Source organism: Microcoleus sp. FACHB-831 (genome assembly GCF_014695585.1).
In the GTDB taxonomy this organism is placed as follows: Bacteria; Cyanobacteriota; Cyanobacteriia; order Cyanobacteriales; family FACHB-T130; genus FACHB-831.
Genome location: NZ_JACJON010000029.1, coordinates 1 through 11,882, shown reverse-complemented (window position 1 = coordinate 11,882; position 11,882 = coordinate 1). Strand labels below are relative to the sequence as shown.

At 45.9% G+C, this 11,882-nt stretch carries 13 protein-coding genes, 35 tRNA genes and 1 pseudogene; 45 read left to right on the top strand and 4 right to left on the bottom strand.

Annotated elements, in window-relative coordinates; genetic code table 11:
• Positions 1-3 precede the first annotated feature (3 nt).
• The 5 genes from H6F77_RS05505 (at position 4) to H6F77_RS05485 (ending at position 2,191) form a co-directional block, all read left to right on the top strand.
• Complete coding sequence (locus tag H6F77_RS05505) at positions 4-237, top strand: hypothetical protein (RefSeq protein WP_190486125.1); 234 nt, start codon at positions 4-6, stop codon at positions 235-237.
• Between the two features lie 79 nt (positions 238-316).
• Complete coding sequence (locus H6F77_RS05500; protein WP_190486123.1) at positions 317-835, top strand: HNH endonuclease; 519 nt, start codon at positions 317-319, stop codon at positions 833-835.
• A gap of 17 nt (positions 836-852) precedes the next feature.
• A complete protein-coding gene (locus H6F77_RS05495; RefSeq protein ID WP_190486121.1) occupies positions 853-1,239 on the top strand; it encodes an alr0857 family protein in 387 nt (128 codons plus the stop codon).
• A 138-nt stretch (positions 1,240-1,377) separates the two neighbouring features.
• Complete coding sequence (locus H6F77_RS05490) at positions 1,378-1,737, top strand: hypothetical protein (RefSeq protein WP_190486119.1); 360 nt, start codon at positions 1,378-1,380, stop codon at positions 1,735-1,737.
• 1 nt (position 1,738) lies between these two features.
• Entirely contained in the window at positions 1,739-2,191 is a 453-nt protein-coding gene (locus H6F77_RS05485) for a hypothetical protein (RefSeq protein WP_190486117.1), read from the top strand.
• Between the two features lie 85 nt (positions 2,192-2,276).
• Here the strand turns inward: H6F77_RS05485 and H6F77_RS05480 are convergent, their stop codons facing one another.
• Positions 2,277-2,519 carry a hypothetical protein gene (locus H6F77_RS05480; protein ID WP_190486113.1) on the bottom strand — a complete coding sequence of 81 codons (243 nt, stop codon included), beginning with the start codon at positions 2,517-2,519 and terminating at the stop codon, positions 2,277-2,279.
• A 139-nt stretch (positions 2,520-2,658) separates the two neighbouring features.
• Between H6F77_RS05480 and H6F77_RS05475 the strand changes: the two genes are divergently transcribed.
• Positions 2,659-2,859, top strand: a complete 201-nt coding sequence (locus H6F77_RS05475; RefSeq protein ID WP_190486111.1) for a hypothetical protein — start codon at positions 2,659-2,661, stop codon at positions 2,857-2,859.
• A gap of 59 nt (positions 2,860-2,918) precedes the next feature.
• On the opposite strand, the gene H6F77_RS28245 is transcribed toward H6F77_RS05475, so the two are convergent.
• The gene (locus H6F77_RS28245) at positions 2,919-3,053 is read right to left on the bottom strand and encodes a hypothetical protein (RefSeq protein ID WP_255515693.1); all 135 of its coding nucleotides are present in this window, start codon (positions 3,051-3,053) and stop codon (positions 2,919-2,921) included.
• A gap of 24 nt (positions 3,054-3,077) precedes the next feature.
• On the opposite strand from H6F77_RS28245, the gene H6F77_RS05470 reads away from it, so the two are divergent.
• The 22 genes from H6F77_RS05470 to H6F77_RS05365 all read left to right on the top strand — a co-directional run bounded on the left by H6F77_RS05470 (position 3,078) and on the right by H6F77_RS05365 (position 5,254).
• A tRNA-Asp gene (locus tag H6F77_RS05470) sits at positions 3,078-3,151 on the top strand.
• 45 nt (positions 3,152-3,196) lie between these two features.
• Positions 3,197-3,269, top strand: a tRNA-Glu gene (locus H6F77_RS05465).
• A gap of 56 nt (positions 3,270-3,325) precedes the next feature.
• Positions 3,326-3,399, top strand: a tRNA-Cys gene (locus H6F77_RS05460).
• Positions 3,400-3,421: 22 nt separating this feature from the next.
• A tRNA-Lys gene (locus H6F77_RS05455) sits at positions 3,422-3,494 on the top strand.
• Between the two features lie 60 nt (positions 3,495-3,554).
• A tRNA-Met gene (locus tag H6F77_RS05450) sits at positions 3,555-3,628 on the top strand.
• Between the two features lie 11 nt (positions 3,629-3,639).
• A tRNA-Glu gene (locus tag H6F77_RS05445) sits at positions 3,640-3,713 on the top strand.
• Positions 3,714-3,716: 3 nt separating this feature from the next.
• Positions 3,717-3,800 (top strand) — tRNA-Ser (locus tag H6F77_RS05440).
• 5 nt (positions 3,801-3,805) lie between these two features.
• Positions 3,806-3,888, top strand: a tRNA-Tyr gene (locus tag H6F77_RS05435).
• 37 nt (positions 3,889-3,925) lie between these two features.
• Positions 3,926-3,996 (top strand) — tRNA-Trp (locus H6F77_RS05430).
• 8 nt (positions 3,997-4,004) lie between these two features.
• Positions 4,005-4,079 (top strand) — tRNA-Glu (locus H6F77_RS05425).
• A gap of 4 nt (positions 4,080-4,083) precedes the next feature.
• Positions 4,084-4,155, top strand: a tRNA-Asn gene (locus tag H6F77_RS05420).
• 33 nt (positions 4,156-4,188) lie between these two features.
• Positions 4,189-4,263, top strand: a tRNA-Arg gene (locus H6F77_RS05415).
• A 7-nt stretch (positions 4,264-4,270) separates the two neighbouring features.
• Positions 4,271-4,356: transfer RNA gene (locus H6F77_RS05410), tRNA-Ser, on the top strand.
• Positions 4,357-4,365: 9 nt separating this feature from the next.
• Positions 4,366-4,439: transfer RNA gene (locus H6F77_RS05405), tRNA-Phe, on the top strand.
• 7 nt (positions 4,440-4,446) lie between these two features.
• Positions 4,447-4,521, top strand: a tRNA-Asn gene (locus H6F77_RS05400).
• 10 nt (positions 4,522-4,531) lie between these two features.
• Positions 4,532-4,606, top strand: a tRNA-Gln gene (locus tag H6F77_RS05395).
• A 5-nt stretch (positions 4,607-4,611) separates the two neighbouring features.
• Positions 4,612-4,687, top strand: a tRNA-Gln gene (locus tag H6F77_RS05390).
• A 6-nt stretch (positions 4,688-4,693) separates the two neighbouring features.
• Positions 4,694-4,774: transfer RNA gene (locus H6F77_RS05385), tRNA-Leu, on the top strand.
• A 9-nt stretch (positions 4,775-4,783) separates the two neighbouring features.
• A tRNA-Leu gene (locus H6F77_RS05380) sits at positions 4,784-4,863 on the top strand.
• A gap of 4 nt (positions 4,864-4,867) precedes the next feature.
• A tRNA-Pro gene (locus tag H6F77_RS05375) sits at positions 4,868-4,941 on the top strand.
• Between the two features lie 148 nt (positions 4,942-5,089).
• Positions 5,090-5,164 (top strand) — tRNA-Leu (locus H6F77_RS05370).
• An 11-nt stretch (positions 5,165-5,175) separates the two neighbouring features.
• A tRNA-Leu gene (locus H6F77_RS05365) sits at positions 5,176-5,254 on the top strand.
• Positions 5,255-5,289: 35 nt separating this feature from the next.
• On the opposite strand, the gene H6F77_RS05360 is transcribed toward H6F77_RS05365, so the two are convergent.
• On the bottom strand, positions 5,290-5,928 hold the full coding sequence (locus H6F77_RS05360) for a PDDEXK family nuclease (protein ID WP_190486109.1): 639 nt from the start codon (positions 5,926-5,928) through the stop codon (positions 5,290-5,292).
• A gap of 159 nt (positions 5,929-6,087) precedes the next feature.
• Between H6F77_RS05360 and H6F77_RS05355 the strand changes: the two genes are divergently transcribed.
• The 17 genes from H6F77_RS05355 to H6F77_RS05280 all read left to right on the top strand — a co-directional run bounded on the left by H6F77_RS05355 (position 6,088) and on the right by H6F77_RS05280 (position 11,613).
• Positions 6,088-6,159 (top strand) — tRNA-Thr (locus H6F77_RS05355).
• Between the two features lie 4 nt (positions 6,160-6,163).
• Positions 6,164-6,235: transfer RNA gene (locus tag H6F77_RS05350), tRNA-Thr, on the top strand.
• An 11-nt stretch (positions 6,236-6,246) separates the two neighbouring features.
• Positions 6,247-6,317: transfer RNA gene (locus H6F77_RS05345), tRNA-Thr, on the top strand.
• Positions 6,318-6,322: 5 nt separating this feature from the next.
• Positions 6,323-6,394, top strand: a tRNA-Gly gene (locus H6F77_RS05340).
• 11 nt (positions 6,395-6,405) lie between these two features.
• Positions 6,406-6,477, top strand: a tRNA-Gly gene (locus H6F77_RS05335).
• 3 nt (positions 6,478-6,480) lie between these two features.
• Positions 6,481-6,556: transfer RNA gene (locus tag H6F77_RS05330), tRNA-Val, on the top strand.
• A gap of 5 nt (positions 6,557-6,561) precedes the next feature.
• Positions 6,562-6,635: transfer RNA gene (locus H6F77_RS05325), tRNA-Arg, on the top strand.
• Between the two features lie 7 nt (positions 6,636-6,642).
• A tRNA-Ala gene (locus H6F77_RS05320) sits at positions 6,643-6,715 on the top strand.
• Between the two features lie 7 nt (positions 6,716-6,722).
• Positions 6,723-6,795: transfer RNA gene (locus tag H6F77_RS05315), tRNA-Ala, on the top strand.
• On the top strand, positions 6,787-6,915 hold the full coding sequence (locus H6F77_RS28240; protein WP_255515692.1) for a hypothetical protein: 129 nt from the start codon (positions 6,787-6,789) through the stop codon (positions 6,913-6,915). The genes H6F77_RS05315 and H6F77_RS28240 overlap by 9 nt, the downstream gene beginning before the upstream one ends.
• Positions 6,880-6,968: transfer RNA gene (locus H6F77_RS05310), tRNA-OTHER, on the top strand. Before H6F77_RS28240 ends, H6F77_RS05310 begins: the two co-directional genes overlap by 36 nt.
• A gap of 43 nt (positions 6,969-7,011) precedes the next feature.
• Positions 7,012-7,097: transfer RNA gene (locus H6F77_RS05305), tRNA-Ser, on the top strand.
• A 287-nt stretch (positions 7,098-7,384) separates the two neighbouring features.
• Complete coding sequence (locus H6F77_RS05300; RefSeq protein WP_190486107.1) at positions 7,385-8,344, top strand: DUF4145 domain-containing protein; 960 nt, start codon at positions 7,385-7,387, stop codon at positions 8,342-8,344.
• Between the two features lie 352 nt (positions 8,345-8,696).
• Positions 8,697-8,772, top strand: a tRNA-Asn gene (locus H6F77_RS05295).
• Between the two features lie 305 nt (positions 8,773-9,077).
• The gene (gene tuf, locus H6F77_RS05290; RefSeq protein ID WP_190486255.1) at positions 9,078-10,283 is read left to right on the top strand and encodes an elongation factor Tu; all 1,206 of its coding nucleotides are present in this window, start codon (positions 9,078-9,080) and stop codon (positions 10,281-10,283) included.
• 169 nt (positions 10,284-10,452) lie between these two features.
• A tRNA-Lys gene (locus H6F77_RS05285) sits at positions 10,453-10,523 on the top strand.
• Positions 10,524-10,932: 409 nt separating this feature from the next.
• Positions 10,933-11,613 carry a hypothetical protein gene (locus H6F77_RS05280; protein WP_190486105.1) on the top strand — a complete coding sequence of 227 codons (681 nt, stop codon included), beginning with the start codon at positions 10,933-10,935 and terminating at the stop codon, positions 11,611-11,613.
• A gap of 92 nt (positions 11,614-11,705) precedes the next feature.
• On the opposite strand, the pseudogene H6F77_RS27790 reads toward H6F77_RS05280, so the two are convergent.
• Positions 11,706-11,882 (bottom strand): annotated as a pseudogene (locus H6F77_RS27790) (IS630-like element ISMae26 family transposase); the annotation flags it as partial.

Below are 11,882 nucleotides of genomic sequence, written 5' to 3'. Positions count from 1 at the left end.
TCAGTGAACCTTCGACCTACCTACTCCAACCCCAGTCATTATTTGGCCAGCCGCTCATGCAGTTGGGAATCAGCGGCTATGGGCGTGGAGTATGTATTTATAGGAGGGCAGGGCTTACCAGAGGAATTTAAAAATATTGGCAATAATCTAGACGGTAGAAAGGATCTGCAAGCAGCAGATCCGCATATAGACGAGCGAAGCGGGAAGTACAGGCGCATAGTAGCTGTACAAACATAGGACGAGAAGACTGAAAAAGTTTTTCCAGCCCCCGCTTCTACTAAGTAGAAGCGGGGGTTCTTGTATAAGGAGCCTAGTCGTGACAAGCGCAACTCAAGTGTTAGGTCGATCGGTGGTGGTTTTTTCTAGAAATTACCTCCCAGTCAGTCGAGTAAATATCAAACGAGCAATTATTCTGATTGTTACTGGCAAAGCCGAACCACTTGATTTTGCGGGTGGGAGTGGGATAGCAGTGCGATCGCCCAGTGTAGTTTACCAAGTGCCAGAACATATCCGCTTGACGATAGCTGGCGCTGAACGGGTGTGGAAAGTGCCGCCAGTCAATAGGCGCGAACTGCTCAAGCGAGATCATCACACCTGCCAATACTGCGGCAGCACGAAACAGCTGACGATCGATCACGTCATTCCCGTGTCAAAGGGTGGAAAACACAAATGGGATAACGTAGTTACAGCTTGCGAGAGGTGTAACCAACGAAAGGGCGATCGCACGCCGCTTATAGCTGGTATGCCACTCCTTAGCCAGCCCAAAGCACCAATGCACCCAGCGGTTGCGTTTGCCGAACAGTTCTGGAAAGAGCAGCAAGAACACCTGGAATAGGGGGAAAACACCAGAATATGCTGAAACTCACTTACATGGAAACCGGATTTCACTTAGAGCATCTGGCTCAATCTCTAGAAGATTGGGTGAGTGCGCGAGTGATGCTGGCGCTACGAGTCGGAAACGGCGTCTGCGTGCAACCCAGTACGGCTTCGTTTTTGCTGCCTGCGGATCTGCCAGAACTAGCTCAGTTGCAGATTGAGGCGCGACGAGAAGGATCGGAAATTATTCAGATGTCTGTCTGCGATGCTGAGTATGTCGAAGTCTGTCTGTATGGAACTTGGTTATCGGCAGGTTCCGGGTGTGGAGAGGGTGTGTTTGTGACGGCGATGAGCGATCGCACTGAATTCTTCCTCTTCAAGCTTTGGCAGGATTCTCAAGTTTGTACCTCTTCTTTGAGGTAATACACTTCAAAACACTTTGTAGGGCGGGCATCTTGCCCGCCCTTTTCTTCTAGACTAATTCCCCTAGCCCATCTAAAAGTACAATAGTTTAGGTAGGGTAATTTACCACAATTTTTTTACGAGTTGAGGAATATCCCTGTGCTTGTACAAGACAAACGAAACGCGAGAATAGCTAAATCTGCTTCAAACAAAGACTTAGTATTAAGCCGAGATAATTTTACGGGCTTGAATGTAGAAAGCCTTAAGGGTTCTTTGTCTTACTTTTCTTATTTGCACGCAAAGGGAGAAATTAGCGATAAGACATTTGAGTATTTAGTTAGGTACGCCTGTTCAATATTTATCGAGAATGAAGTAGAAGAAAGGGTTCAAGACGCTCTGGAACGTAAGCTTATGCAGTTCTGGCGTTCAAAATTATGTATTTTACTAGAATCAGATATTTCTGAGATGGAAGCATCTGTTTATAAAGCAGATTTTTCTCGTATTTTGAGGAGCAGATAGTATGTCAGAGCGAGAACCTGCATCCGATGAAACCCCCGATAAAAAAAGAGATGAACAAGATGATGAAGGGGGAGATTTAGACAAAATTACTGCTGAACTAGAAAACCTTCCTCCAGAAGTAAAGAGAGTTATGCAAGCAACCCTCTCAATGCAACGTATTTCTACACCTTTTGGCTCGCCGCTTCAAGACAAAATTAATGAAGGGCATATTTCCAAAATACTTGATATTGTAGAAAAAGATGATGAAAGGACGTTTGCTGATGCTCAAGCAGCTAGAAAGTACACTTTGATTAATACGGTTATAATTTTAATATTTTTTGGATTGTTAACGGTTTTCTTAGTCAATAAAGATGTAGAAGTTTATAGAGAGCTACTGAAGTTGACCGTTGCATTTGCAGGTGGTTTAGGGAGCGGTTTTGGTCTTAAAGGGTATTTAGATAAGAAAAGCAAGTAGCCTTCGCATTTGCCCGAAGGCGAAAGTCGCGCGAAGGCGAAGGCGATCGCACTGAATTCTTCCTCTTCAAGCTTTGGCAGGATTCTCAAGTTTGTACCTCTTCTTTGAGGTAATACAATTCAAAACACTTTGTAGGGCGGGCATCTTGCCCGCCTTTTTTATTGGGAACGGGGGGCGATCGCTTTGTGCAACATCTGTTTTGTGTTGAACAACTCCTAGCTTGTTGCAAAGTATGCGATCGCCTCTGCTTCAAGCGACTTGCGACTGTGCAAAGCGGAAGGGCGATCGCTACATCTGGATATACCCATCTACTATCTACCGCAACCAACTAGAAGCGCTGCTAAACCATGCACTTACACCCTCAAAAAAAATTTTTCCAAACCCCTTGACATCACTTGTAGCATTTATGTAGTATAAATGTATGGAGAGAGGGAAAGAGACAACAACCTCTAACCCCTAAAAGAGTCATGGTGTTAATCTACATCCGACTAATTAATAAACTCTGGCATCAGCCAGAATCGCCTGAAGTGCCGCCTGAATCTACTTCCCAAAAACCTGAAGTAGATACGAAACAAGCGGATAATACAAACTTCAGACAAGCCAAAAACGCCAGAGCTATTCGTAATATACAAGAGGTTTATTACCTAGAGCGCAGGTTGTTTTTGTAAATATTCACAGGCTTTTTACTGAACCTTGAAAACTAAATAATAAATCACCTATTTGATAGTTAATCTGTGCTGATTATGTTAGGCACAGACATCTCAAGTGGGGAATGTAGCTGAAAAGGTAAACGCGATCGCGCATTTCCTAAAGGCTCATCACCCCACAAACCTGAGATGTAACACGATTGTAGTGAGAGCATTTGCTGAACTTCTGCTGAAATTATGAGGCTGTAACTCAGTTGCGTAGAGTGCTTGTCTGTCGAACAAGATGTCGCGGGTTCAAGTCCCGTCAGCCTCGTTCAGCAGCAATTCAGACAGTTAAACCTGGTTGCTCTCATCACATGGCCCCATCGTCTAGAGGCCAAGGATTTCTGAATTTCGATCGGAAGACACGGGTTCAAATCCCGTTGGGGCTATCGGGCAATTTAGTATCTGCATCTCCTTGCAGAGAACAAATTGCCTGAATAATCGAGGTCGAGTAGCCAAGTGGTTGAAGGCGTCTCTCTGCAAAAGAGAAATTCGTGGGTTCAAATCCCTCCTCGACCTCTCAACCTTGCAATTGTTTTAAGGGAGTATAGCTTAGTTGGCAGAGCAGACGGCTCTTAACCGTATGGTCGCAGGTTCGAGTCCTGCTACTCCCACTTCAGTTCGCAAGGTTCGCTCGTCTAGTGGTTAGGACGCCGCTCTGGCAAGGCGGAGATGGGAGTATAGCTCAGTTGGTAGAGCGGCATCCTCATAAGATGACAGGTCGCAGGTTCAAGTCCTGCTACTCCTACTGATACACAAAGCCTCATCGTCTAGCGGTTTAGGACGCTGCCCCCTCAAGGCGGAAACGAGGAGTTCAAATCTCCCTGGGGCTATTTGGAGAGGTGGTCGAATGGTTAAGGCGCTTGTTTGCTAAACAAGTTTGGGAAATCCCATTGCAGGTTCGAGTCCTGTCCTCTCCGTTTCTGGGTTGTGTCGCCTACTGGTGTAGGCAACCGTCTGTAAAACGGTGGCTTTCATGCATCGCAGGTTCGACTCCTGCACGACCCATTGAATTTTGGATTTTAGATTCAAAGTTCAAATCTATGTGGGGATGGTGTAACGGCAACATCTCGGTCTCCAAAACCGATGATCTGAGTTCAAATCTCAGTCCCCTCGCCTTTCATAGTGCTGTAGGCAAATGGTTTAAGCCGCTTGGCTTTCAATCAAGTGATTTGCGGGTTCAAGTCCCGTCAGCACTACTAATGCCCTGTAGCTGAGTGGTAAAGCAGCGAGCTGTTAACTCGGCGATCGCGGGTTCGATTCCTGCCAGGGCAGTGCAGTCAATTGACTGTTTTCCTTACAACAAATGAGAGCGTAGTTTAAATGGATAAAATCTCGGTCTACGAAACCGAAGACGTGGGGGTTCGAGTCCCTCCGCTCTCGTTCAAATGGAGAGGTGGCCGAGTGGCTTAAGGCGCAATCCTGGAAAGATTGATCGAGTGTAACTTGACGAGGGTTCAAATCCCTCCCTCTCCGTTGAAACTTCCCCCGGTAGCTCAGTTGGTAGTAGCGCCTGTTTGAAGCACAGGAGGTCGTCGGTTCGGTTCCGACCTGGGGGGCTGTCGTTGCCCTGTAGCTCAGTGGAAGAGCGATCGCCTGTTAAGCGAACGGTCGTAGGTTCAATCCCTACCAGGGCAGCCATTTATTTCATTGCCGGGTGGACGAATAGGCAAGTCGCAGTTCTCTGAAATCTGAGATATAGGTTCAAGCCCTGTCCCGGCATCCACTCATTGCCCTGTGGTGTAACTGGCAACATCTCCCGCTTTGAACGGGAAGAGTCCTGGTTCAAACCCAGGCAGGGCAGCCAAATCACGCTCCTGTAGCCCAACTCGAAGAGGCCGCTACCTCAAAAGTAGTTGTTATTTATGTGTGGGTTCGACTCCCACTAGGAGCATCAAAACTCACTCCTGTGGCGGAATTGGAAGACGCGGCAGACTTAAAATCTGTGCTTTATTTTTGTGGGTTCGATCCCCACCAGGAGTATCAACGGGATGTGGCGCAGCTTGGTAGCGCAGCAGCTTTGGGAGCTGATGGTCGCAGGTTCAAATCCTGTCATCCCGATACGCCCCTGTGATGCAACAGGTAGACATACTTTGTTGAGTACAAAGTTGATGCTGGTTCGATCCCAGTCAGGGGTATTGGGTGTTAAATCCTAAATGTGTGAAGCGCAGCGATCGCACTACTCGAATCACCCAAATCGTTTATGTTTGCTCCTGTAGCCCAACTGGAAAGAGGCGACCGTTTCAGGGACGGTAGGATGTGAGTTCAAATCTCACCAGGAGTATTCAATTTCTTGCTCTTGTGGCGGAATTGGAAGACGCGATCGGCTTAGACCCGATTTCTATATATGTGGGTTCGACTCCCACCAAGAGCATTAGTAGGGTGTAGCTTCGCATGGTAATAAGTCAACTACCTTGAGATTTCAAGATGAGCCAACTTCTTATCGATGATCTGAGTAACTATTTGTAGGTACTTCTGAGCTTTGTCTATTTTAAAGTAAGTGAAGTTTGAAGTATCAATCAAACATAGCTCTATACCTTTTTCTAGACAAGCTTGAAATTTCCTTTCATCATTGTTTTGGATTTTTAACAGCTTATCCTCTCCATATATCGGCTCATAATGGAAAATTCCATTTAGCTCTATGGCTAGGCTGAGAGATGGAATATAGATGTCTAACTCGGCGTTAATAGCATCCTTACGGTTGTAATGTATTTCTAACGCTGGATAGAGCAGGGATAGTTGAGATTCTATCCAACCTTCAAGTTTTGACCTTCGGTTTCCTTTGGTTTTATGTCGATTAGAATAACTGGCCGAGCAAGATTGAGAACAAAAATTATTCTTGGTTTGTCTAATTTGGGCTTCTTCTTTGATAAATGTAGTACCACAGCAGGCACAAATCACCTGTTTTCTCTTGTTCCGAGCTAACCATTGACATTCTTGAGAGCAGAACTGCCTCCAACCTTTTTTTAGATCCTGGTTGTACTTACTAATGGAGCGAGTAAATCGCTTATGGCAGTAATCGCACTCAACTTCTGCTTTCTGAGCCATAACTGTGAGGTATTGCGATAAAAAGATTATAGTCATAATTTTTGATTTTCCAGTCCAGTTAAGGGTATTGGTGCGATGCGGGTGAAGTAGCCAGGGTAGGCTTGGAGGTCTCATAAGCCTCTTATCAGCAGGTTCGACTCCTGCCCCCGCCACCAAATTGCAGGCGTGGTGCAATGGCAAGCATAGGAGTTTCGTAATCTTCTGATGCGAGTTCGACTCTCGCCGCCTGCTTCAAGCAGATGTGGTGTAACCGGAAACATAAGGGCATGGTAAGTCCTTGATGTGGGTTCAACCCCCGCCGTCTGCTCTTTGAATAATGCAGGTGTGATGTAACAGCAACATGAGGCTCTTGTAAAGCCTTCTTGCGAGTGCAAATCTCGCCACCTGCTCTCAAGCGGATATGGTGCAATGGCTAGCACAATAGCCTTCCAAGCTTATGATACGGGTTCGAGTCCTGTTATCCGCTCTTTCAGATATGCGGGTGTGATGTAGTGGCTAGCATCTGAGTTCGCCATACTTAGCGCATGGGTTCGAGTCCCATCATCCGCTTTTAGTTCTGTAGCTCAGTCGGGAGAGCGCCTCTCTTACAAAGAGGATGTCACAGGTTCAAGCCCTGTCAGGACTACCAATCATGGGAGTGTAGCTCAAGGGAATAGAGCGCCGAGCTTCTACCTCGGATGATGTGGGTTTAAGTCCTACCACTCCTGCCTAAATGGGTCTGTAGTTCCAATGGGAGAACGCTTCTCTTGCAAAGAAGAGGCTGTGGGTTCGACCCCCACCAGATCCACCTTTACGGGGTCATAGCTCATTTGGTAGAGCGCCTGCTTTGCACGCAGGATGTGAGGGGTTCGAGTCCCCTTGACTCCACTATGGTGTCTGAAGCCAAAGCGATCGCGGCACTTGCTTGTGAGGCAAGCCGTAACGGGTTTGAGTCCCGTCAGACACCCTCAAGGAAGGTGCCGCCGAGTGGACGGCAAGCGGTCTTGAACACCGTGGTACGGCTAATAACCGTAGGAGTTCGATTCTTCCACCTTCCTCCAAGCTTGCACTCCTAGACGGCAATAGTTATTTGGTGTGCTTTAAGGAAGATGCTGCTAAATGGATGGCAACCAGTCTCGAAAGCTGGGGTACAGGTAATACCTGTAAAGGTTCGATTCCTTCATCTTCGGTTTTCCACCGGAGGCCGAGAAGCGAGGCACCGTGCTGATAACGCAGAGGTAGGAGGGGCAGTACCTCCCCGGTGGATTGCTCATAAGCAGACCGCTTTATGCGGTAGTATTTCTAGACTTGAGTGCCTTAGACCGGCAGTGCGGGATAATATTACCAATAGGAGAGTTCAACCGCAACTGCGACACAATTAATAGCTTTGTTGCTCTAGGTTGCTGGTGAAGGCATTGCTTGGAGACTATCTGCTAGTATAGGGAAATCAATTTACCGAAAAGCTATCTGTAGAATTATGTATATTGACTTTAATAAATATAATTATTCTTTAATAGATGGAAGCCAAAGAAAGGTATATATCGAGAGAGATAAAGCAGCATACAGAGATATTATTAAAGAATGGTTCGATAATAATCTTGATGAGATTATTGAAAGAAAATGGTTAATTGAAGATATTTTATATTTAGCATCTGTCAGCGATTTTATAAAACTTTTGAAAGAGGCGGAAAATTTATTTGAATTTGGGTTTTACACTGGCTGTATTGCTCTCACAGGAATCTCGGCTGAAGATTTCACAAAGTTTTTAGCTACCAATTTGGGGCGGGAAAAGCTAGTTACTGAAAGTCAGTATAGAAGAATCAACACCCTAAAAAATGAAGGTCTTATTACAGAAACCATTCACGGCAGTCTTGATGTAATACGAAAAATTAGAAATGACTGTCTACATTACAATCAAGACTTCAAACAAAAGGATAATAATGAGTTAAAGAGTGATGCAATACAGGTATTGAATGAATTTAAGAAAATAGTCAGCGATCTGATTGGTGAACTTCCACCAACACCGGAGATGACGTTTGATCGTTTTCTGAAAGTCGTAGACGAAGCAACAAAGCAGTCTGTGTCGGAGAATTATGAGTCCGTTAAAAACTCTGAAGATGTGAACTTGAAGCTTAGAAATGCTTCTTCAATTCTTCTTGGAATGCCTACGGCTTTCCATCCAAACACGAAAATAGTTGTGTTTTCAGGATTTTATACAGTGTTGGAAGTTGATTTGGACATTGAGCCTCCAGAAATTACGCTTGAAGATGTAAGCAATAGCTTACAAGTCAATGTGGATTTGGAAGAAGAAGATAAGCGACTTTTAGAAAAGGAAGGCATCAAAGAAGGCGATATTGTTCAGGCAAGGATCAGATCAGAAGTTAGCAAACTTGGTCAGACAGCGACTTGGAAGTTTCTAAATCTACGAAAGATGTGAGTTATGAGTAAAAAAATGCTACCCGGTCGAACAGCATAACAACCCCAATGCACCCGAGCACCGAAAGGTTATCTATTAGGTATTTGAGGTTAGTAGCGGCGGTTGATTGGTAACGTTAGCGCAACAAATATGCGATCGCGTACCTTACAAAATGAAAAAAGCTGGGATTTGTAGAAGCCATGAATATAAAACCTCTCAAATTAGAACTGATTCAGTTTTTACAATTAATTTCAATTTTTAAATCTGCAACTTCAATCTGAAATTTGAAATTACTTTTTTCCCTTGCCTGCGGGATGCAGACCTAGCCCTCCGAAGGCTGGTGACCAAGTTCGACTCTTGGGCGAGGGGTTATTCCGGGATAGCTCAATTGGCAGAGTTCGCGGCTGTTAACCGCGTCGTTGTAGGTTCAAGTCCTACTCCCGGAGCCAATTCTCACCCGTGCCCTAACAGGTAAAGCATACATACTCGGCTGTTAACCGACTAAACCTAATGCTTTACAAACTTGCACGGGTTAATCCTTCCCTTACCTGCGGGATGGAGACCTGTCCCTCCTAAGGACGGCGACCAAGTACTCCTTCGGAGAACGCTTCGCGAACGACTCTTGGGTAAGGGGTTATTCCTCGATCGCTCAACGCCAGATTTCTCACCTGTTAACCGCAGGGTTCCTGGTTCCAATTCAGGTCGAGGAAGTTTCCACCAAGTAAAAGTAAAAGGAGTATCAAGTATCAAATGCATGGCACGCGCAATATTTGAGCGGACTAAACCCCACGTCAATATCGGCACCATCGGTCACGTTGACCACGGAAAAACGACTTTAACGGCAGCAATTACGATGACTCTAGCAGCGCTGGGTCAGGCAACAGCTAAAGGGTACGATGAAATCGATGCAGCCCCAGAGGAAAGGCAATGGGGAATCACGATTAATACGGCTCACGTTGAGTATGAAACCAGTGCTCGACACTATGCTCACGTAGACTGCCCCGGTCATGCTGATTACGTGAAAAATATGATTACGGGTGCTGCTCAAATGGATGGTGCCATCTTGGTGGTGTCGGCGGCTGATGGCCCAATGCCGCAGACGCGGGAGCATATCCTGCTGGCACGGCAGGTTGGAGTGCCTCACCTCGTTGTCTTTTTAAATAAGAAAGACATGGTGGACGATGAAGAACTGGTGGAGTTAGTGGAACTGGAAATTCGCGATCTCCTGAGTTCCTACAACTTCCCCGGTGATGAGATTCCCATTGTGGCAGGTTCGGCACTCCAAGCGTTGGAGAAGATGACGGCTGCACCTAAGACTCAGCGAGGTCAGAATGAGTGGGTCGATCGCATCTACGAACTCATGGATGCTGTAGACTCCTACATTCCCACACCAGAACGGGAACTGGACAAGCCTTTCCTGATGGCAGTGGAGGATGTCTTCTGGATCAAAGGTCGGGGTACGATGGCGACGGGTAGGATCGAGGGCGGTAGAGTCAAGGTTGGCGATACGCTTGAACTGGTTGGACTCAAAGACACTCGCAGTACAACGGTTATCGACGCGCTCAGGATTTCTCACAATACTACCGGTTTGTTGCTTCAGGGTATCGAGAAAGATGAAGTCGAGCGGGGTATGGTAATTGCTGCGCCCGGTTCGATTAAACCTCACACTCAGTTTGAGTCTGAGGTTTACTTCCTGACGGAAAAAGAAGGAGGTCGCAAAACTTCATTTTTCCCAGGCTATCGTCCTCAGTTCTACGTGCGGACAAGCGATATCTCGGGTACGATCGCATCTTTCACGGCAGAAGATGGCAGTGCAACTGACATGGTGATACCGGGCGATCGCGTCAAGATGACGGTTGAGTTATTCAAGGCGATCGCGATCGAGCAAGGTATGCGCTTTGCCATTCGCGAAGGCAGTCGCACTATCGGTGCTGGCGTTGTCTCCAAGATTCTGAAGTAGACTCTTTCTGCACAAATTAGGTGCAGCAGGAGTACTGCATCGTAGGGGCACGATATATCGTGTCCCTGCAAACTCAAGCTTTTTATCCGGGTGTGGCGCAGTTTGGCGATCGCGTCTGTCTGGGGACTTTTATGTTGCAGGTTCAAATCCTGTCACTCGGATTATTTGAGGGTGGTTGGCATATCGGCTGTGCAGCGGGCTTTTAATCCGCAGAGATAGGTTCAACTCCTATACCACCCATTATTTCCACTGGAGACCGAAAAGCGAGGTGCAATGCTTACAACATTGCTGTACGAGGGGCAGTACCTCCCCAGTGGGCTGATTGATGAAATTTTGGTTGTTGAAAATACCAAAATTAGTGAAAGCGATGCTACGCTAAGGGTCTCCTTTTGAGATAGCAACCAAGATGACACTCAGCATCAAGCTAGACCCTGAAGTAAAGAGGCAACTGGAGGAGATAGCTAAACAGTAAAACACCAGTCTCAATAGGCTGGTGCTGAGGTACATTTCACAAGGGATTTAAGCTGATACAGGGGAATCAGATAGGCTAGCGGCTATTGAAGCTAGGTTGGATGCGACCGAGGCTAAGTTGAATGAGGTGTCTAAACTAGAGTTAGACCGCTAAGTTAATAGGGAGTGATACGAGCGGATGGCTTGGTATGATAATCCTACGGTTGCTGCTATCCTTGGTGCGCTTGCTGGATCAATAGTCACGGCAAGTGTATCCGTATTCATCTGGCAGAAGACGAACAAGATCAGGCGTGTGGATTGCATTGTCAATGATGCATCTTCGTTACTTTCATTTGCAGACACCATCCGTAACGATCTTGAGGTCACATATGCAGGTGAACGAGCAAACTCGGTATTCTTGTTTAACCTTGAAGTCTTTAATTCCGGTACTCAAGCTATCGGAAACCAACCAGTACGGATACGCCTTGACAAAGGCGCGAAAATAGTCGGTTACACTCTAAAGACTCAACCAGAGGTTGGCTTTGGAGAAATTATTGAGGCCAAACGCGAAAATAGTGTTCTTGATTTAAATATTGAGCTTTTGAATCCAGGAGATCGTGTCTATATTGAGCTTATCTCTGTCAACAATGCGTCAGATATGATCGATGTGTATATGAAGAATGCGAATGTCACTTGCCGCTTATACACGCGCAGAGCAGCAGAGAATGCTATTTTGGGAGTCCTCAACCAAAAGATTGACCCGACGCTCATATCGCTAGCTCTTATAAGTTCTATACCCTTATTGGGTGGATTCGCACAACCACTCATGGCTGTTATTTTAGCAGATCGTTTTCAGAGAGGGCTACGCCAGAAAAACTAATTCAAGTGCGATCGCCTATAACCATAGATTTAGTTGACGTCAGGAAACCTAATATCTACTTTTGCTCAGCGTCTATGCCAATATAGCGTTTACTACTCTAGTGAGGTACAGTAACAGGAGTGAGTAAACCAGTTACGGATATCTTGTAGAGACACTTTATTAAAAGCTTCTTCAATTGCTTTGGCTAAATCTGGATAATTTCTGGGACTGAGCGAACGTAGTATACTTTTGACTTTCGACCAACAATTTTCAATTGGTGAGAAATCGGG

What these genes read in the sequence shown, in the direction of transcription:
- H6F77_RS05300 (WP_190486107.1), top strand. Translation starts at nt 7,385, where the DNA reads ATGTATATTGACTTTAATAAATATAATTATTCTTTAATAGATGGAAGC.
- tuf (WP_190486255.1), top strand. Translation starts at nt 9,078, where the DNA reads ATGGCACGCGCAATATTTGAGCGGACTAAACCCCACGTCAATATCGGC.
- H6F77_RS05475 (WP_190486111.1), top strand. Translation starts at nt 2,659, where the DNA reads ATGGTGTTAATCTACATCCGACTAATTAATAAACTCTGGCATCAGCCA.
- H6F77_RS05485 (WP_190486117.1), top strand. Translation starts at nt 1,739, where the DNA reads ATGTCAGAGCGAGAACCTGCATCCGATGAAACCCCCGATAAAAAAAGA.
- H6F77_RS28245 (WP_255515693.1), bottom strand. Translation starts at nt 3,053, where the DNA reads ATGCTCTCACTACAATCGTGTTACATCTCAGGTTTGTGGGGTGATGAG.
- H6F77_RS05280 (WP_190486105.1), top strand. Translation starts at nt 10,933, where the DNA reads ATGGCTTGGTATGATAATCCTACGGTTGCTGCTATCCTTGGTGCGCTT.
- H6F77_RS05360 (WP_190486109.1), bottom strand. Translation starts at nt 5,928, where the DNA reads ATGGCTCAGAAAGCAGAAGTTGAGTGCGATTACTGCCATAAGCGATTT.
- H6F77_RS05495 (WP_190486121.1), top strand. Translation starts at nt 853, where the DNA reads ATGCTGAAACTCACTTACATGGAAACCGGATTTCACTTAGAGCATCTG.